Source organism: Streptomyces thermoalcalitolerans (assembly GCF_039525155.1).
Classification (GTDB): domain Bacteria; phylum Actinomycetota; class Actinomycetes; order Streptomycetales; family Streptomycetaceae; genus Streptomyces; species Streptomyces thermovulgaris.
Genome location: NZ_BAAAHG010000001.1, coordinates 294,370 through 313,195, shown reverse-complemented (window position 1 = coordinate 313,195; position 18,826 = coordinate 294,370). Strand labels below are relative to the sequence as shown.

Genomic DNA, 18,826 nt, shown 5'->3' with positions numbered 1-18,826 from the left:
CTCAGCCGATGCGTGTCCCCGCGCCACTGACCCGGACGCGCGGGTCGCCCGCGCGCAGCGTCACCGTGAGCTCGCCGGGACGGCCCAGGTCCTCGCCCTGGTGCAGGGTGAGAACGGCGTCCTCGGGGACCAGGCCGAGATCCCGGGCGTACGCACCGAACGCGGCGGCCGCGGCGCCGGTCGCCGGGTCCTCGACGACACCACCGACGGGGAACGGGTCACGGACGTGGAAGACGGTGGCCGACTCCCGCCACACCAGCTGGACCGTGGTCAGGTCCAGACGGTGCATCAGGGCCTCGAGGCGTGCGAAGTCGTACGCGAGGTCCGCGAGGCGGGCGCGCGTCGCCGCCGCGAGAACGAGATGACGGGCACCGGCGAACGCGATACGCGGCGGGAAGGCGGGGTCGAGGTCGCCGGCCGGCCAGCCGAGCGCGGCGAGCGCCTCCGCGAGGTCGTCCTCGGCGATCTTCTCGATGTACGGCTCGACGCTGGTGAGCGTGGCCCTGAGCGTCCCGTTCTCCTCGGTCACCTCCACCGGCACGGTGCCGGCGCGCGTCGCGAACACCAGCTCCCCGGGGCCGATCCGCTCGGCGAGCGCGACGGCGGTCGCGAGGGTGGCGTGCCCGCAGAACGGCACCTCGGCCTTGGGGCTGAAGCAACGGATGCCGTACGCGCGTCCCTCCTGGCCGCCGAGATCCTCCGGAGACGCGGTCAGGAACGCGGACTCCGAGTACCCGAGGCCGGCGGCGATGGCCAGCATGTCGCTGTCGTCCAGACCGGTGGCGTCCAGGACGACACCGGCGGGGTTTCCGCCGTCGGGGGTGGTGGAGAAGGCGGTGTAGCGCAGGATGTCGGGCCGCGGTGCATTCATCGCCATGTCCGCGGCAACACAGGGCGGCCCACGGCTATTCCGGCCCCGGGAACGATCGCGCAGCCATCGGCACGCGGCCGGCTCCGCCTCCGGCGGTGAGCCCTGTTCGCCCTCCTCGAGCCGTCCCGGCCTCGCGCGGCCGCTGCCGCTCGGCGGCCGGTCGGCCACCCGGTGGACACCGCACGCGAACAGACGCGGGCCTCAGCCCCGGTTCCGGCTTCGCCGGTACTCGGCCAGCGCCCCGCTCGCCCAGAGGGGGACCAGCCGGGGTATCTCGGTCGCCGGCACCGTACCGCGCAGGGAGCGCAGGCCGAGCTTGGCCAGGGAGTCGGCGGCCTCGTTGAGCGGGTTGCCCACGTGGGCCTTCTCATGGACGAAGGTCAGGCCGGGCGTGTATTCCGCATACATTTGCAGTTTGACGAGGCTGGGCCGGCGGCCCCGCGAGCGCAGCCGGGTCTCGTACCCGTCCGGCATCCGGCTGCTGCCGTTCTGCCACGCGTGCAGGAAGCCCAGGGCGTCGAGGTTGTCGACGCGCACCTCGACGGGCTGTCCGGGGTGCGCTGCGACGACGCGCCGCAGCCCCCAGTAGACCGCCCGGAGTTCGGTGACGACCACGCGGGCCCGGGCCTTGACGAGGTGCCGCGGGTAGACGTGGGCGCGCAGTCCGGTCTCGCCGCTGGTGGCGAGGTAGCCGGTGCCCACCTTGTCGGCGGCGACGGAGGCGTCCGTGGCGAGAACGATCGGCCGGTACTGGAGTGTCTTGACCGCACCCTCGTAGTGCACCTGCCGGCGGCCTCGGAGGACAAGGCGGGGCGGGCGAGCGAGCGGAGACCGACGGCCCATCGGCGGATCCTCCTGTGCGCAGAGGGCGAGAGGCGAAGCAGGGCGGGATGGGGAGGACGGCGGTGGGGGACGACCCGGTTCCAGACCGGGGCGCCTCTCGCATCCACCGCGCCCTCTGCACACCCACGCGCCCCTTGCAAGGTCGCGTGCGCCCCCTCATGCACGAGCGCGGCATCCGCGGAAGCCGGTCAGCCGGCCTTGGTCCACTTCCGGCAGCCCTGCTCAAGGGCGTGGCCACCACCCCGCACACGGCCGAGCCGGCCGCGGACCTGCTCCAGCACGTGAGGCGGCTGTCGCCGCCGACCGCGCCTGCAGGACACACGAAGCCGTGCGGTTCGAACCGATGGCGGCCCTCCTGCGCGCGGACCGACAGCCCGAGGGCTCCGCGGTCGTCGACGTCAGGTGCGTCACCGGCACGGTCTTGCCCTCTACGAGGTTCCCGGCGCCGGCCGGACGTCCCACGCCGGCCTCCGTGCAGGCGCGGCGCGGCTCCTGGAAGTCGACCACATCCTGCCGGCCAGGGCCGGCCGCCTCTGCCCCGTACTCTCCGAGCCGCCGGCCGAACCGTGGTCGGCCGCCTCCATCCGTGATGTCTTCACCGTCGAGGTCATCCGGCGCACCCCCAGCGGCTGGGAGGGCAGCGAAGCCAGGACGGCCCTGGGGGCGGGCTAAGGCAAGCGGACCACCCGCGGTCACGGTTGGGGCGTCAGTGCGGGGATCGGTCCTTCCCCTCAGATGCGGCATCGTCCAGGCGATGCCGTGACAGCCGTCCGGACCGAAGCACGTGATCGGCGTCCGGGGCTTCGGCCGTCATCGGCCGGGGAATCGTGTGAGGCTGTTCGGTGCCCCGAGCGAGCCCTTCTGCGCCCGCGCTCCCGTCGGGTGGTGGGGCCGGCCTCGACGAACGCCCGGACTTCGGTGCTCATGGGCGAACGGTCGTCGTCGAGGCCGGTTTCGACAGGGCGCTTTGGCAGACCGCACCGGACCCACCGTTGCCGGTGGGTCCGGTGCGGGGTGGGGCCGGCCGCCCGCGGCTCTTCCGGGCCGCCGGCCCGGCGGGCGGCTCAGACGCAGGTGAAGGACTTGTTGGCCGTGCTCGTGCTCAGGGTGCAGGTCTGGCCCCTCACGGAACCGTTCGTGTCACGGAAGACAAGGGTCCAGGTGCTGCCGGTGTCGAGCAGCTCCGCGTAGCCGAACACCCCGATCCCTCCGGGAGGGTTCTGTTCCTGGGTGATCGACTGGTGGACGGGCTGGGGCACCTCGCCGAACGTCTTGCCGACGACGTTCGCGTCGTTCGGGCCGTTGTCCAGCGGAGCGCCCGAGGAACCCACGGTCAGCTGGGGCGGCCGGGCGGTGTCGAAGTCGAGCATCTGGTAGAGGTGGATGTGTCCCGACAGGACCAGCCGCACGTTCTCGCGCAGCGCGCGCAGGCCGGTGTGCGCGACGGCGGAGTCGAGGACGGGCGTTGCCCATGTCACATTGCCGGGCGCGAAGCCGGCCTGCTTCACCATCCACAACGGTTTGTGCGTGAGGAGGAAATAGTCCTGGGTGGCGTGTTGCGGCAGTCCCGCGTCCCGGTTCACGGCTTCGAACTGGTTGGCGAAGAGGTTTCTGTTCGCCATGCCCCCGTCGTCGTTCGGGTCGGCGAGCGAGGAGTCCACGGAGACGAGGTTCAGGGTGCCGGCGCGGAGGAACGCGGGCGGAGTGAAGTTGCTGCAACTGCCGTTGCTGCGGAGATCGTCCGCGAGGTAGCGGAACCATGCCCCGCCCGCGCCGCCCTGCCCCGCCAAGTTGCAGTCCTCGTGGTTGCCCCGGACCAACACGACGGGCGCCTTGGCCAGCAGCGCTTCGGCGGGCCGGAAGAAATCGGCGACGAGGCAGTCCCAACTGGCCGCATCGGCGGACGTCCGGCAGCCCGGGTTCGCCGGCTTGTCGTTCGCCCTGTTGGGGTCCTCCCGGTAGAGGTAGTCGCCGACGTGGATCACGAGATCCGGGTTCCCGTTGGCCAGGCTGGTCGCGATCCGCCCGAAGGGCCAGCCGGTCGCGCAGTTCTGGGCGGGGCCCGCCACCGGGAGGCTGCAGCCGGTGTCGCCGATGACGCCGATCCTGCCGGGACGCGTCGTGGGTGTCCACCTCGGCAGGGGCAGCTGCCGGTTCGCGGGGTGCAGCGTGGCCGCGCGGACCGTCGTCTGCTCGAGCACCGCGTCGGTGGCCGTCAGGGGTACCGTCAACTCGCACACAGTGGTGGGGAACTGCGACCCCATGGGGGTGCTCACCCGGTGCATCTGGAACGGGTTCCTGGCCGTTCCGAGGGTGTAACGCACGGCGGGACAGCTCTGGCTGCTGTCCGTGGACACGTAGCGGATCTGGGTGCCGCGGCTGGTCAGCTGGGTCCACGCCCAGGCCTCACCGTCGAGCGCGGCTCCCGGTGGAGCGGTCGGTTTGGGGGGAGCGGTCGGTTTGGGGGGCTGCGGCCCCGCACCGTCGGCGGCGGACCGGTCGGGGGCGGCGCCCGCCGAGACCGCCGTGGCCAGGACACCCGCCACGGCGAGGGCTGCGATCCGGGACATCGTTGTTCTCACGTTCCTCCATTCGGCTGACGGCGGCCGGCGGATCACGTCGCCGGTGATCATCCCGCCATCGTCACCGACAGTGTTCTCCCGTGCACCACGACACGACGTGGGCGAACGGCTGGGAGAACCTGAACGGAGTGGGAGGTTCCTCGGCGGAAGCGCGTGCGGCGGCCCGCGCGGCCTCGGCCCGGAACGTCCGGGCGACCTGCCCGGACACGCCCGGCCACCGCTCAAGGGCAACGGTGCACAAGAACGCGCCGTTGCCCCCGGAAGGGGAACGGCCCTGACGACGCCGTCGCCCGTGTGGGCCGGGACTCCATGCCGCTCGTGCCGTCGCCGCCCCGTCCGCGGGACGCGACACGGCACCGCCGCCGCATGGCAGTCGTACCGGCCTGCGTCATGATGCTGTCACCGGGGGTGCCGTCGATATCACCCTCCCGGGCGGCACCCGCTGTCAACGTGGATTGCCGAAGTCACCGCGGGTCCTGGATCAGCGCGAACCGGGCGCCCTCCGGATCGGTCACCGTGGCCGCCCGGCCGTGGGCCGAGTCATGAGCGGGGGTGAGGACCCGCCCGCCCAGACCGGTGAGCTGTTCGAGCGCGCCGTCCATGTCGGCGACCTGAAAGTACGTCAGCCAGTGCGGACCCCGGTCGCGCAGCAGGGCGCGGCCCGCCCCGTGCACCCCCGCGACCGGGCGTCCGTCCAGATGCAGGGTCACACGGTCGGGGCCGTCGGCCGACGTCGCCTTCCCCTCGTAGCCGAACAGCGCCTCGTAGAACGCGACCGCCCCCTCCGTCTCCCAGGTCACCAGCTCGTGCCACACGGGGGCGCCGGGCACGCCGGTGATCCCGCTGCCCAGGTATGCGGAGGTCTGCCGGACGCCGAACACCGCGCCCGACGGATCGGAACCGATCAGCAGGCGCCCGGAGCCGTCGGTGTCCAGCGGCCCCACCCCGATCGTGCCGCAGCGCAGACGTACCGTTTCAGCCGTCAGATCCACATCGTCCGAGGCGAGATGAGGCGTCCAGGCGGCGGGCAGATGCCCATCGGGCGGTAAGTGCCCGATGTCCGCCACCTCGTGACCGTCCAGCAGAGCCCGTGCGCCAAGGCCCGGCCGGCGGGGGCTCGGCCGTAACTCCCAGCCGAAGAGCGCTGCGTAGAAGGTCTGGGCGGTGGTCAGGTCGTGGGTCATCAGGCTCACCCAGCACGGTGTGCCGGGCGCGCACCGAGTGAGTGCCCGGCCGTCCGGGCCGGCCGGCTCCGGTGCCTCGGTCATCTTCATCCATCTCTCGGCCTGTGAAGGTGGCCGCATCCATCCCGCCCTTCCCGGACGCGTCCCTGAAGGGCGGTGCCCCGTCCGAAGGATGCCCGGTACGTGATGTGGTGCCCGCTTTCTTGCGCTTGCCGGTGAAGAGCGATCCGCTGTACGGCATGTGTCCGGTCCCGTACGCGTCGTGACCGGACCTGTTCGGCGGGCAGAGTAGCCGGAGTCCGGCGATGCGGCCACCCCGTGCGCAAGGATGGTGGCCATGAACCCCATCATCTCCGCATCCGAGCTCGCGAGCGCCCTGGAGGGACCGCGCCCGCCGGTGCTGCTCGACATCCGCTGGCAGCTCACGGCGCCCGGTGAGCCGCCCTTCGACGGGCGCGCCGCATACGAGGCCGGGCACATCCCCGGCGCCGTCTTCGTCGACCTGGACCGCGAACTGGCCTCGGCGCCGGGCGAGAAGGGCCGTCATCCGCTGCCCGACCTGGAGGTCTTCGGTGCCGCGATGCGCCGCGCGGGGGTGTCCGCGAACCGGCCGGTCGTCGTCTACGACGGCGGACTGGGCTGGGCGGCGGCCCGTGCCTGGTGGCTGCTGCGCTGGACCGGGCATCCCGATGCACGGGTCCTCGACGGGGGGCTGGCGGCCTGGGAGGGCCCCCTGCGCACCGCCCCCGTGCCCGAGCCGGCCGAGGGCGACTTCTCGCCGGTCCCGGGGGCGCTGCCGCTGCTCGACGCCGACGGGGCCGGAGAACTGGCGCGTTCCGGGCTGCTGCTGGACGCACGCGCGGGGGAGCGGTACCGGGGCGAGGTGGAGCCGATCGACCGGGTGGGCGGACACATCCCGGGCGCAGTGTCCGCGCCCACCACCGAGAACACCGGCCCGGACGGGCGCTTCCTGCCCGCCGGGGAGCTCGCGGCCCGGTTCAAGGCGCTGGGAGCGGCCGACGGCCGGCAGGTCGGCGTCTACTGCGGCTCGGGCGTCTCCGCGGCGCACGAGGTGCTGGCGCTGGCCATCGCGGGAATCCCGGCGGCGCTGTACGTCGGCTCCTGGTCGGAGTGGTCGTCGGATCCGTCCCGGCCGGTCGCGGTGGGTCCGGACCCGCAGTGACCGGCCGCCGGCCACCGCGGCCGGCACGGACGCACGGGCGGAGGGCCGCACCCGACGGGCACGGCCCTCCGCCCGTGGCCCACCTGTGGCCCGTGACCTTGCTGTTCCTGGCTATTCCTGCTTCTTGCGGCGCGTGCCGAACACGATCTCGTCCCAGCTCGGGACCGCGGCCCGGCGGCCGGGGCGGACACCGTCCGCCTCCGCCTGACGGTCGGTGGCACCGATCAGACGTTCGCGGTGGCTGCTGACGGAACGCGGCATGAGGACGTCCGCGTAGGCGGACCCGGCGGAGGCCGCGGGAGCCGGCGGCTCCTCCACCTCCGGTTCCTGCCCGGACTCCTCCCCCTGCTCCGACGTGCGCTCGGGCACCACGAGGTCGCCCCGGAAATTCGGCACCGCCTCCAGCAGGCTGGTCAGCGAGTCGCGTTCCCCCGCGTTCTCCCCGGCCGGCTCGGAGGACTGCGCGGGCAGCGCCGAACGGTCGCGGTCCCGGTCGAAGGCGCGCTCGCGCGGCAGACGCGCGATGCGCGGCACGAACGGGTAGGTGGGCCCCGGCGCACCGAGGTCGTCGGTCTCGCCGATCAGGGCGCGCGCCTCGTCGTCGACGGCCTGCACCAGACGGCGCGGCGGGTCGTACATCCAGCTCGCCGTGTGCGTCTCGCCCGCGACCCGGTAGACCAGCAGCACCTCCCAGGTGCCGTCGTCACGGCGCCAGGAGTCCCACTGGGCGGTGTCCTTCTCGGCGCCGCGCAGCATCAGCCGCTCCTGGACGACATCGCCGAGCAGCGGCCCGGAGTTCTCGCCGGGGCGGCGGACCGGGGTCTTGCGGGCCCGCTCGGCCATGAAGGCACGCTCGGCGAGCACGGGGCCCTCGAAACGCCGTACGCGGTCGACGGGGATGCCGGCGAGCTGGGCGACCTCCTCCGCGGTCGCACCGGCTCGTATCCGGGCCTGGATGTCGCGGGGGCGGAGATGGCTCTCCACCTCGATCTCGATCTGGCCGAGACGGGGACGGTCGCCGCGCACGGCGGCGCGAAGCCGTTCGTCGATCGGAAGCGTGTACTCCGTGCCGTCCGCAGCCTTCAGCACCAGCCGTGTGCCGTCATTGGAGACGGCCACGACACGCAGTTCGGGCATGGGGACCTCCCGGGTGGTGCCTGCCGACGTCACGTGCGTCGCTGCTTCCGCTAGTCGAGTGTGGCCTGCCCGGGTGCAGCCTGCCACAACCTTGCCGAGTTGCCCGGCGTGTCGGGCGCGGGCCCTGGATCGCCGTTATGGCACGGTTACCCGTTGGCAACGCTGAGTGACCAGCATCGTCACCTTGTGCAACCAGCCCCCTCCCGGCAATCCAGCAGGGCCGCGGACACCCCAAAGGGAGGCCGGGCCCAGGGCTCACAACCGTACTCCATTCGGGCCACGTGCGTGGATTGGCGCGCCGCCCAACTTCTCGCAAGGAGCGGGACTTGGCCGTCCCTGACCGGTTTTTTCGATCATGAACGTGGTGTACTTCACGTAATCACCGGAATCGGAACTAACGGTTTCGCTCGCATGTCCCCTTCTCGTGCCGTCGGCTGATCACCTGTGAAAGATGCGGTCATGTACGCCAGAGGGGGGAAAGTTCCGGCAACGCGGGGAAGATTCGTCGACGGCGAGGAGCCGGGCGCGGGGAAGCCGGAGAACCCGGAGAGGGAGGAGTGGGGAGAGCAAGAGGAATGGGGGGAGCAAGAGGAGTAGGGGCGCAAGGAGGGCGAGGGGGAGCAGGGGGGCGAGCGGTGGATCGACCTGAGCTTCCCTCACATTGCGGGCAGCACCTTCAGCGGCGGCGGGGGAACGACGGTCGGCGAGGTGGTGACCGGCCGCCGCACTTCTCCCCCGCAGCAGCAGGACGACCCGGCGCCGGCGCCAAAGCCCACGGACACCACCGGGATCACCGGGAGTACCAGGAGCACCGGGAACAGCGGAAGCCCGGAGAGTGAAGGGAGCACGGGAAGCCCGGGCACCGGGGCGCCAGGGGCACCGGGGCGGGCGGCCCGGCCGGTGCCGAAGCCGCCGCCCCGCCGCCCGGCGCGACCGCTACGCCCCCAGCACCCGCCGCAAGTAGTCGTTCTGGAACCGGCGGTGAGGATCCAGCCGGTCCCGCAGCGCCGTGAACTCGGCGAAGCGCGGATAGACCTCGGCGAAGTAGTCGGCGTTCTGGGTGTGGAGCTTCCCCCAGTGCGGCCGGCCCTCGTGCGCGACGAAGATGCGTTCGGCGGCGGTGAAGTACCGCTGGTAGGGGGTGCCCCGGAACATGTGGATCGCCACGTAGGCGCTGTCGCGGCCCGAGGCCGTGGACAGAGGGATGTCGTCGGCCGGCGTGGTGCGCACCTCCACCGGGAAGCTCACCCTCAGATCGGAGCGGTCGACCATCGCCTTCAGCTCGCGCAGGGTGTCCACCAGGGCCGCGCGCGGAATGGCGTACTCCATCTCCACGAAGCGCACCCGGCGCGGGGAGGTGAAGACCTTGTAGGGGATGTCGGTGTAGGTCCGGGTGGACAGCGCCCGGCTGGCGATCTTGGCGATCGACGGGATGGTGGCGGGCACCGCACGGCCCACCAGATTGGCCACCTGGAACACCCCGTTGGAGAGGAACTCGTCCTCGAACCAGCCGGACAGCTGTCCCAGCGGTCTCTCCGGCCCGGGGCTGCGGTTGTTGCGCTTGGTGATGGTGTTGCCGGTGTGCGGGAACCAGTAGAACTCGAAGTGCTCGTTCTCCGCCCAGAGCTGGTCGAACTCCGCGAGCACCCGCTCGAGCGGCATCGGCTCCTCGCGGGCGGTGAGCAGAAAGATCGGCTCCACGGCGAAGGTGATGGCCGTGACGATCCCGAGGGCCCCCAGCCCGATGCGCGCCGCCGTGAAGATCTCGGGGTTCTCCTCCGGTGAGCAGGTGAGCACCGAGCCGTCCGCCGTGACCAGTTCCAGACCCTTGATCTGGGCGGCCAGCGAGCCCGAGTCGCGCCCCGTGCCGTGCGTGCCGGTGCTGGTCGCCCCGGACACCGTCTGCTCCATGATGTCGCCCATGTTGGTGAGCGACAGGCCCTCGCGTGCGAGAGCGACGTTGAGTCTCTTGAGCGGAGTGCCGGCTTCCACGGTGACCGTCATGGCGTCACGGTCGATCGCGCGTATACCGGTCAGCAGGTCCGGACGGATCATGACGCCGTCCGTCGCCGCGATGGAGGTGAACGAGTGACCGGTGCCGACGGCCTTCACTCGCAGGTCGTCCTCGGCGGCCTTGCGCACGACTGCTGCCAGCTCCTCCACGGAGGCCGGCGTGACCTCGCGCGCGGGGCGGATGCCGACGGTGCCGCCCCAGTTACGCCATGTGCCGTTCTTCGTGCTCGTTGTGCTGTTCAACGGAGCCTCCCCGACCTGGAACCGGCCTGTTGAGCCGGCGGTACCCGAGGAAACCGACCGCGACCGCGGCGGCTCCGGACACTGCCGCAACCCCGTACCCGGTCCGCGCCCCGGCCTCGTCGATCACCCAGCCGGCCACCGAGGAACCCAGGGCCACCCCGATCGCCAGCCCGGTGCTCACCCAGGTCATGCCCTCGGTCAGCTGCGCGCGTGGTACGTGCTCCTCGACGAGGGCCATTGTCGTGATCATCGTAGGAGCGATGGACAGGCCCGCGACGAACAGCGCCACGGCCAGAAACGGCAGGTTTCCGACCAGTAGGAGGGGGATCATACTCACGGCCATCATGCAGATGCCCAGCAACCAGCGACGGGCGGGCGGTCCCGCGAAGCGCAGCAGTCCGAAGACGATCCCCGCCGTGCAGGACCCGGCCGCGTACAGGGCGAGCACCACACTCGCGGCACCCTTGTGACCCTGCTCGTCGGCGAAGGCCACGGTGACCACGTCCACCGCCCCGAAGATCGCCCCGGTCGCCACGAAGGTGACCACCAGCACCCGCAGCCCGCCCGACCGCAGGGCCGAACCGCCGCCGTGCTGCTCGCGCGGGTGCGGCTCGGGCTCGGTGGAGCGCTGCGCGGTCAGCCAGAAGACCCCGATCGCGAGGAAGCAGGCGGCCAGCAGCGGCCCCGCCGCCGGGAACCAGGCCGTCGACAGCCCGATGGAGACGATCGGCCCGACGATGAAGCAGACCTCGTCGACCACCGATTCGAACGAGTAGGCCGTGTGAAGCCGCGGGGTTCCCCGGTACAGGGCCGCCCAGCGCGCGCGGACCATCGCACCCACGCTCGGCACCGTGCCGATCCCGGCGGCGCACACGAACAGCACCCAGTCCGGCCACCGGAAGGACGCGGCGAGCAGCAGCCCCGCCGTGGCGGCCAGCGAGAGGAGCGTCGCGGGCCGCATCACCCGGCGCTGCCCGTACTGGTCGACCAGCCGGGATATCTGGGGGCCGATGAGGGCGGCGGACAGAGCGATGGTCGCCGACAGCGCACCCGCGAGGCCATAGCGCCCGGTGAGCTGGGAGATCATCGTCACCACGCCGATGCCCATCATCGACAGGGGCAGCCGGCCGATGAACCCCGCGGCGGCGAAGCCCTTGGAGCCGGGGGCGGCGAACAGGGCACGGTAAGGGCTGGGCACAGGGTCTCCGGGATCCGGTAAGGCGTGAAGATGGCCTGTACAGCTTACTGATGAGCCGTTCCGGCGCGGGGCGGAAGCCCGGTCCTCCGGGCGGAGTGGCAGGATCGAGGCATGGCTGACGTGCTCGATCCCACCCCGTACGACGCCCTGCTCCTGCTCTCGTTCGGTGGCCCCGAGGGGCCGGACGAGGTGGTTCCGTTCCTGGAGAACGTGACGCGCGGACGCAACATTCCCACCGAGCGCCTGAAGGAGGTCGGCGAGCACTACTTCCTGTTCGGAGGGGTCAGCCCCATCAACGACCAGAACCGTGCCCTGCTGGCCGCCCTCCGCAAGGACTTCGCCGACCACGGCCTGAACCTGCCGGTCTACTGGGGCAACCGCAACTGGGCGCCCTACCTCACCGACACCCTGCGGGACATGGTCCGCGACGGCCGCCGCCGCATCCTGGTCCTCGCCACCAGCGCCTACGCCTCCTACTCCGGCTGCCGCCAGTACCGCGAGAACCTCGCGGACGCCCTCGCCACCCTCCGGGCCGAGGGCCTGGAGCCGCCGAAGGTCGACAAGCTGCGGCACTACTTCAACCACCCCGGCTTCGTCGAGCCGATGACCGACGGTGTGATCGAGTCCCTCGCCGACCTTCCCGAGGACGTCCGCGACGGTGCGCACATCGCCTTCTGCACCCACTCGATCCCCGTCTCGGCCGCGGACACCTCCGGCCCCGTGGAGGGGCACGGCGACGGAGGGGCGTACGTCCGCCAGCATCTGGACGTGGCCCGGCTGATCGCCGACGCCGTCCGCGAGCGCACCGGCGTCGACCACCCCTGGCAGCTCGTCTACCAGTCCCGCTCCGGCGCCCCGCACATCCCGTGGCTCGAGCCCGACATCTGCGACCACCTCGAGGAGCGGCACGCGGCCGGTGTCCCGGCAGTCGTCATGGCGCCCATCGGCTTCGTCTCCGACCACATGGAGGTCGTCTACGACCTCGACACCGAGGCCAGGGCCAAGGCCGACGAACTGGGTCTGCCGGTGCGCCGCTCGGCCACCGTCGGCGCGGACCCGCGGTTCGTCGCCGCCGTCCGCGACCTGATCCTGGAGCGCGCCGCCGTCGAACGCGGGGAGCAGGTCACCCCGTGCGCCCTCGGCACCCTGGGCCCGAGCCACCACCTCTGCCCGGTGGGCTGCTGCCCGGCCCGTGAGCCCCGTCCCGCCGCCGCGGGCGCCGACAGCCCCTACGCCTGAGGAGCCCCGTGACCGACGCCCTGCACACGGAACTGCTGCGACTCGCCCTCCGGGCCGCCGCACGCGCCGGAGACCTGCTCCTGAACGGCCGCCCCGCCGACCTCGGGGTGGCCGCCACGAAAACCAGCCCGATCGATGTCGTCACCGAGATGGACATCGCCGCGGAGAAGCTGATCACCGGCATGATCGCCGACCAGCGCCCCGACGACGGCTTCCTCGGCGAGGAGGGCGCCGTCACCGAGGGCACGAGCGGCGTCCGCTGGGTGATAGACCCGCTCGACGGCACGGTGAACTATCTCTACGGCCTGCCGGCCTGGGCCGTGTCCATCGCGGCCGAACAGAACGGCGAAGTCGTCGTGGGGGTCGTGACCGTTCCGATGCGCGGCGAGACCTTCCACGCCATACGCGGCCGGGGCGCCTGGGCCACCGGCAACCGGTCCGGCGAACGCAGGCTGGCCTGCCGTTCCGCCCCGCCCCTGGACCAGGCCCTGGTCTCCACCGGTTTCAACTACGTCACCGAGGTCCGCGCCCACCAGGCCGACGTCGCCCATCGCCTGATCCCGCGGGTGCGCGACATCCGGCGCAGCGGCTCGGCCGCGACGGACCTCTGCGACCTGGCGGCCGGCCGCCTGGACGGCTACTACGAGCGCGGTCTGAACCCCTGGGACTTCGCCGCGGGCGACCTGATCGCCAGAGAGGCGGGCGCCCTGACCGGCGGCCGCCCGGGAGAGCCCCCGTCGGGCGACCTGATGGTGGCGGCGATCCCGGGCGTCTTCGAGCCGCTCCAGCGGCTCCTGGACGAGTACGGGGCCTGGCACGACTGACAGTGAGGATGCACCTCGGCCGAGACCACGGGCCCACCCGGACCTCTTGTCCCGGGGGTGAGGTCCCCTCCGCGCCCGCTGCTCCCACCCGCCGGCCACGGGGGAACAGCGGGCGCGTTGCACGTCGAGAGGCTGTGAGGCCTTGAGGGAGAGGCCATGAGGCCCTTGCATGAGGGTGTCCTCCTGCGCTCGAGGACGTCCCTCCGCCTGCCGCTGCTTGCCGCGGGTTCCGGGGGAGCGCGGGGAGCGTGGGGAGCGCGGGGGAGAGAGCAAAGGCGCGTACCGCCTGAGCGCGACCGGCCTTCCGCCGCCGGCCTCCAGCGCCTGCGGGCGGGCCGAGCCGCCGAAACCCACGGCCCGCTTCCGCAAGCCCCGCAAGCGGACGCATCTCCGCGGAACGAGCGGGGCCCCGGCGCTGGATCCGCCGGGGCCCCGCTCGTGCGCAGGCCGATCAGGCGCCGGACGCGCCGACCTCCACACCGTGCTCGGCGGCGAGGCGGCGCAGGTCGTCGAGTTCGCCCAGCTCCACCTCGACAAGGAAGTCGTCGCCCTCGTCGCGAGCCCGCGTCAGGATGGACTCGGTCGCCCTTATGCGCTGCAGAAGTCCTGCGGTGAAAGCGTCCATGCTGCGCCCCCTCGTCCTGGGTCGTGGGTCGGGTGGCACGGGGGTGTGCCATTCGGAAGGGGCGATCACGCCTCAGCAGGTGTCCGATGCGCTGCCCCGCGGGGCGGCGACGGTGTCGGACATCCACACCCACTCTGCGCAAGCGGATCGCGGAGTGCCGCATGGTGGCACGGCACATGCAGAGCGTGATCGCGGGGTGTAAAGCCGTCCTCCCCAGGCTTCCTTCCGGAGAAACCTCGATCCGGCGAAAAAATCCGCCATTCCCGCACCCTTCATCCGATCTTCACTTCTCCCACGGTGGTTGCCTCCCCTGCCCCGGCTTACAGCCGACTTAGGCCAAAAGGGGCAGGATGGAGACACAGAGAACCGTGAAGACAACCCCTGCCCGTGCGCGCCCGGACGGCGCGGAGCGGGCGGACACAGGAAGGACAAGCGACGTGCGCGTACTCGTCGTCGAGGACGAGCAGCTGCTCGCCGATGCGGTGGCCACCGGACTGCGCCGGGAGGCCATGGCCGTCGACGTCGTGTACGACGGTGCGGCCGCCCTGGAGCGCATCGGCGTCAACGACTACGACGTGGTCGTCCTCGACCGCGACCTCCCCCTGGTGCACGGCGACGACGTCTGCCGCAAGATCGTCGAGCTCGGCATGCCCACGCGCGTGCTGATGCTGACCGCGTCCGGCGACGTCAGCGACCGTGTGGAGGGCCTGGAGATCGGCGCCGACGACTATCTGCCCAAGCCGTTCGCGTTCAGCGAGCTGACGGCACGCGTGCGTGCCCTGGGACGCCGTACCAGCCTGCCCCTGCCGCCCGTCCTGGAGCGCGCCGGGATCAAGCTCGACCCGAACCGTCGTGAGGTCTTCCGTGACGGCAGGGAGGTCCAGCTTGCGCCGAAGGAGTTCGCCGTGCTGGAGGTGCTCATGCGCAGCGAGGGCGCGGTGGTGTCCGCGGAGCAGCTGCTGGAGAAGGCCTGGGACGAGAACACCGACCCGTTCACCAATGTCGTGCGCGTCACGGTGATGACGCTGCGCCGCAAGCTCGGTGAACCTCCGGTGATCGTCACCGTGCCCGGCTCCGGCTACCGGATCTGATCCGCCGTGGCCGCCACCCCCGCGCCGCCCCAGGCGCCCCCGAAACCCACCTGGGACCCGAGGAGGCCGGAGCCGCCCTTCCCGTGGCTGCGCCCGACCATCCGGATACGGCTCACGCTGCTGTACGGCGGCATGTTCCTGATCGCCGGCATTCTGCTGCTGCTGATCATCTATCTGCTGGCCGCGCAGGCGCTGACCACGGGAAACAGGCCGCTGTTCAAGATCGTGGACGGCACCGCCATCAGGGTTGCCAGCGAGAACTGTCCCGCCGTCAACAACGCGAGCAACCTCTCGCTCGCCGAGTTCAACGCCGCGATCAGCGCGTGCATCGACGACCAGCGCCAGGCGGCTCTGGACAGCCTGCTCAGCCGCTCGCTGCTGGCGCTGCTCGGCCTCGCCGTGATCGCCTTCGCCTTCGGCTACGCGATGGCGGGCCGGGTGCTGGCGCCGCTCGGCCGGATCACCCGCACCGCCCGCGCGGTGGCCGGTTCGGATCTGTCCCGGCGGATCGAGCTGGACGGCCCGGACGACGAGCTGAAGGAGCTCGCGGACACCTTCGACGACATGCTGGAGCGGTTGCAGCGGGCCTTCACCGCCCAGCAGCGCTTCGTCGGCAACGCCTCCCACGAGCTGCGCACACCGCTCGCGATCAACCGCACGCTCCTGGAGGTGCAGCTGTCCGATCCGAACGCGCCCGTGGAGGTGCAGCAGCTCGGCAAGACCCTGCTGGCCACCAATGAGCGCAGTGAACAGCTGGTGGAGGGCCTGCTGCTGCTCGCCCGCAGCGACAACCAGATCGTCGAGCGCAAGCCGGTGGACCTGGCCGAGGTGGCCACGCAGGCCATCGACCAGGTGCATGCGGAGGCCCAGGCGAAAGGGGTCGAGATCCGCGGCGAGCGCAAGTCGGTGATCGTGCAGGGCAACGGCGTGCTGCTGGAGCGGATCGCGCTGAACCTGGTGCAGAACGCGGTGCGCTACAACGTCCCCGAGAACGGCTGGGTGGAGGTCGTGACCGACACCCAGCACGGACAGGCGGTCCTGGTGGTCACGAACACCGGGCCCGTGGTCCCGGCGTACGAGGTCGACAACCTCTTCGAGCCCTTCAGACGGCTGCGCACCGAACGGACGGGCAGCGACAAGGGCGTCGGCCTGGGCCTGTCCATCGCCCGCTCCGTGGCGAGAGCGCACGGCGGATACATCACGGCCCAGCCCCGCGAGGGGGGCGGACTCGTGATGCGGGTCACGCTTCCCGTCTGAGGCCGGGCGCGACACGCGGGGGAGTGTTCGCTTTGCGCGGAATTCCCGGGGCTCGTTCCCTGCTTCCCCGTGTGTGATCGATCACATGGGCGCTTTTCCGGTCATCTACTCTCCGTGATCACAACGGCAGCCGAAAAGCCGGGAAAATCCGGGTTTTCGGCTGTCCTGATCACGGGAAGTACACGGGGAGACCGCTTTGAAGCGTGAGATCCGAACCGTGTACGGTCCCGATCGCCACCCGAGCCGATCACTCTTGAGGAGTGCGGTTGGGTGTCGATTGAGTAACAGACCTTGATGTGAGGCAAAATCTCCGCCTCGGGTCGGGCACAAGTCCGGCCTCTCACGCGTTACGTGCGCTGGAGATACCGCAGACACCCAGAGGGGGAGAGCGACATGGCAACCGATTACGACACCCCACGCAAGACCGACGACGACGTCGACTCGGACAGCCTGGAAGAGCTGAAGGCCAGGCGGAACGACAAGTCGGCCTCCTCCGTGGACGTCGACGAGTTCGAGGCCGCGGAAAGCCTGGAGCTGCCCGGCGCCGACCTCTCCAACGAGGAACTGGCCGTCCGGGTGCTTCCCAAGCAGCAGGACGAGTTCACTTGCATGAGCTGCTTCCTGGTGCACCACCGCAGCCAGCTGGCCCGGGAGAAGAACGGTCAGCCGATCTGCCGCGACTGCGACTGAGGCAGGGTCGGCCGTGTCTGGCTCGACCCCTCCTTGGAAGCGCCGCTTCTCCCGCGGGAAATTTCGCGGGAAACTCCGCGGGGAAACGGACCGAGCGAACCCGGGACCGTCCGACGGCTCTCACGGCGCGCGTGACGACGAGCGAGGCCCATTCCGTCCATCCGGTACGACCGGACCACCGGGATCGGCCTCGCTCACTCCCGTCTACGGGCGCGGTGCCCTCGCCGCTCCTGCGGAAGGCGCCGCGCCCGCCGTACGCCGGGCCGCGGCGTTCCGGAGGAGGGTCGGGAAGGCCGCCAGGAACGGCGTCCGCAGAGGCGGAATCCGCGCCAGGGCGGCCCTTGAACCCCTCACCGACCGGATCATCGACATGGCCCCACGGGTCCCCGTACGGGACCTCGCCACGCTCCGGCGGCAGTTCCCGGGGCTCGGGCCCGAACAGCTCGCGGACAAGCTGGTGGCGGGTGCCGCGGCCGCCACGTCCACAGTCGGGGCCGGTGTCGGGGCGGCGGCCATGCTGCCCGTACCGCCCGCGATACCGACCGAGCTGGCCGCGGAGCTCACCGGGGTCGCGGCGATCGAGCTCAAGCTGATCGCCGAGCTTCACGAGGTGTACGGGGTGCGGCCCCCCGGAAGTCTGAAGGCCCGCAGCGCCGTGTATCTGTCCTCCTGGTCGGAGGAGCGCGGCATCGACGTGCGCAGGCCGTCCACCCTCGACACGGCCCTCGGCGGCCGGATGAGGCGCCATCTGCGCCGGCGGATCATGAAACGTACGGTACGGAACCTGCCGAACCTGACGCCGTTCCTGGTGGGCGCCGCCGCGGGCGCCGTCATGAACCGGCGCGGCACCCGGAGGCTCGCGGCCCGTGTCCGCGCCGATCTGCGCAGGATCCAGGTCCCCTGGGACGAGCTGCCCGCGCTGCCGTCCTAGGGGGTGTCGTTTGGATCATGCCGCAGGTCGCGGGGTTCGGCACGCCCATCTGCGGCGTTGTCGTCACTCGCCGACGCTCCGCGTCGGCTCCCTCCTCCGCCTTGCATCTGCACGCACCGAACCCCGCTCACCTCGGACATCAGGCACCGCTCATCGGAGCCGGCCTGATCCAAACGACACCCCCGAGCCCGTGCCGCCGCCTTGGGGAGTGGTGTCGTTCAGACCCGCCCGGAAGCCCGCCGACGGGCAGCCAGGACGCCCCTGGCGGCTCCGACAGCGCTGGCAGGCACCGACTCCCGCCCCGACCACCCCGACGGCCCCGGGAAGGGCTGGGGAGAGCCTCAGGCGCCGACACAGGCCAGGCCCGGACCGCCGGGACCGCCAAGACCGCCGCCCCGTATCCCCCGTCCCCTGGACCGGTGCCGCGCCCTACGCGGTCCCCGGCTTCGCCGCCGCCTGTGCCGCCCGCAGCGCCTCGGCCAGCCGCTCCGGCTCCCGCGTCGACAGATACAGGTACGGCGTCGGGTCCTCCGGGTCGGTGACCTCCACCCGCAGCGCCGTCGGAATGTAGGCGCGCAGCAGCAGGAAGGCCCGGGTGTCCGCCTTGTAGGTGCGCCAGGCGCGCGCCTCCTCCGCGTCCAGCACATGGGCCTCGCCCAGCGCCGTGACCGGGACCTTCGCCTCGCCCGCGATCAGCAGGTCGCCCACGACCCGGATGCGCACCGAGCCGTAGGAGCTCACCGCGGCCGCCGTCATCGCCGTGCCGCCGGCCAGGCCGGCCAGCATCGGCAGAATGCCGAAGGGAAGCAGGATCAGGCCGACCGAGACACCGATCAGCAGGCTGACCAGCCACCAGGACCGGGGCGCGGTGAGACGTTCTTCATACGGCTGCGCGGAGAGCTGCATGCACCAAGC

16 protein-coding genes are annotated in these 18,826 nt (G+C 71.7%); 7 read left to right on the top strand and 9 right to left on the bottom strand.

Translation table 11 applies throughout. The annotated features are described in order from the left end of the window. Nucleotide 1: 1 nt before the first annotated feature. The 4 genes from ABD224_RS01295 to ABD224_RS01280 form a co-directional block, all read right to left on the bottom strand. Nucleotides 2–877, bottom strand: coding sequence for a PhzF family phenazine biosynthesis protein (locus ABD224_RS01295; RefSeq protein WP_344045731.1), 876 nt, complete (start codon nucleotides 875–877; stop codon nucleotides 2–4). A 195-nt stretch (nucleotides 878–1,072) separates the two neighbouring features. Next, nucleotides 1,073–1,654, bottom strand: a complete 582-nt coding sequence (locus ABD224_RS01290; RefSeq protein WP_344045729.1) for a ribonuclease H family protein — start codon at nucleotides 1,652–1,654, stop codon at nucleotides 1,073–1,075. 1,124 nt (nucleotides 1,655–2,778) lie between these two features. Then, nucleotides 2,779–4,284, bottom strand: a complete 1,506-nt coding sequence (locus ABD224_RS01285; protein WP_344045727.1) for a metallophosphoesterase family protein — start codon at nucleotides 4,282–4,284, stop codon at nucleotides 2,779–2,781. 476 nt (nucleotides 4,285–4,760) lie between these two features. After that, nucleotides 4,761–5,564, bottom strand: coding sequence for a VOC family protein (locus ABD224_RS01280; protein WP_344045725.1), 804 nt, complete (start codon nucleotides 5,562–5,564; stop codon nucleotides 4,761–4,763). A 253-nt stretch (nucleotides 5,565–5,817) separates the two neighbouring features. Between ABD224_RS01280 and ABD224_RS01275 the strand changes: the two genes are divergently transcribed. After that, nucleotides 5,818–6,663: a sulfurtransferase gene (locus ABD224_RS01275; protein WP_344045723.1), complete on the top strand. Its 846-nt coding sequence runs from the start codon at nucleotides 5,818–5,820 to the stop codon at nucleotides 6,661–6,663. A 111-nt stretch (nucleotides 6,664–6,774) separates the two neighbouring features. On the opposite strand, the gene sepH is transcribed toward ABD224_RS01275, so the two are convergent. The 3 genes from sepH to ABD224_RS01260 all read right to left on the bottom strand — a co-directional run bounded on the left by sepH (nucleotide 6,775) and on the right by ABD224_RS01260 (nucleotide 11,254). After that, a complete protein-coding gene (gene sepH / locus ABD224_RS01270; RefSeq protein WP_344045721.1) occupies nucleotides 6,775–7,800 on the bottom strand; it encodes a septation protein SepH in 1,026 nt (341 codons plus the stop codon). 936 nt (nucleotides 7,801–8,736) lie between these two features. Next, nucleotides 8,737–10,056, bottom strand: coding sequence for a D-arabinono-1,4-lactone oxidase (locus ABD224_RS01265; protein ID WP_344045719.1), 1,320 nt, complete (start codon nucleotides 10,054–10,056; stop codon nucleotides 8,737–8,739). Further along, nucleotides 10,016–11,254 (bottom strand): MFS transporter, encoded by a 1,239-nt coding sequence (locus ABD224_RS01260; RefSeq protein ID WP_344045717.1) that lies wholly within the window; start codon nucleotides 11,252–11,254, stop codon nucleotides 10,016–10,018. Before ABD224_RS01260 ends, ABD224_RS01265 begins: the two co-directional genes overlap by 41 nt. Before the next feature lie 111 nt (nucleotides 11,255–11,365). Here ABD224_RS01260 and ABD224_RS01255 point away from each other — a divergent pair, with 111 nt between their 5' ends. Both ABD224_RS01255 and ABD224_RS01250 read left to right on the top strand, forming a co-directional pair. Then, the gene (locus ABD224_RS01255; protein WP_344045715.1) at nucleotides 11,366–12,493 is read left to right on the top strand and encodes a ferrochelatase; all 1,128 of its coding nucleotides are present in this window, start codon (nucleotides 11,366–11,368) and stop codon (nucleotides 12,491–12,493) included. A gap of 8 nt (nucleotides 12,494–12,501) precedes the next feature. Next, nucleotides 12,502–13,317, top strand: a complete 816-nt coding sequence (locus ABD224_RS01250) for an inositol monophosphatase family protein (RefSeq protein ID WP_344045713.1) — start codon at nucleotides 12,502–12,504, stop codon at nucleotides 13,315–13,317. Nucleotides 13,318–13,768: 451 nt separating this feature from the next. Here ABD224_RS01250 and ABD224_RS01245 read toward each other — a convergent pair whose 3' ends face one another. Then, on the bottom strand, nucleotides 13,769–13,942 hold the full coding sequence (locus ABD224_RS01245; protein WP_344045711.1) for a hypothetical protein: 174 nt from the start codon (nucleotides 13,940–13,942) through the stop codon (nucleotides 13,769–13,771). A 437-nt stretch (nucleotides 13,943–14,379) separates the two neighbouring features. On the opposite strand from ABD224_RS01245, the gene ABD224_RS01240 reads away from it, so the two are divergent. From ABD224_RS01240 to ABD224_RS01225, 4 genes are all read left to right on the top strand, one after another. After that, nucleotides 14,380–15,033: a response regulator transcription factor gene (locus ABD224_RS01240; RefSeq protein WP_344045709.1), complete on the top strand. Its 654-nt coding sequence runs from the start codon at nucleotides 14,380–14,382 to the stop codon at nucleotides 15,031–15,033. Nucleotides 15,034–15,039: 6 nt separating this feature from the next. Then, entirely contained in the window at nucleotides 15,040–16,290 is a 1,251-nt protein-coding gene (locus ABD224_RS01235) for a sensor histidine kinase (protein WP_344045707.1), read from the top strand. A 393-nt stretch (nucleotides 16,291–16,683) separates the two neighbouring features. Then, nucleotides 16,684–16,980, top strand: coding sequence for a DUF4193 domain-containing protein (locus tag ABD224_RS01230; protein WP_067393177.1), 297 nt, complete (start codon nucleotides 16,684–16,686; stop codon nucleotides 16,978–16,980). A gap of 13 nt (nucleotides 16,981–16,993) precedes the next feature. Beyond that, nucleotides 16,994–17,911, top strand: a complete 918-nt coding sequence (locus ABD224_RS01225) for a hypothetical protein (RefSeq protein ID WP_344045704.1) — start codon at nucleotides 16,994–16,996, stop codon at nucleotides 17,909–17,911. Between the two features lie 429 nt (nucleotides 17,912–18,340). Here ABD224_RS01225 and ABD224_RS01220 read toward each other — a convergent pair whose 3' ends face one another. Beyond that, nucleotides 18,341–18,817, bottom strand: a complete 477-nt coding sequence (locus tag ABD224_RS01220; RefSeq protein WP_344045702.1) for a DUF3093 domain-containing protein — start codon at nucleotides 18,815–18,817, stop codon at nucleotides 18,341–18,343. Between the last annotated feature and the right edge of the window lie 9 nt (nucleotides 18,818–18,826).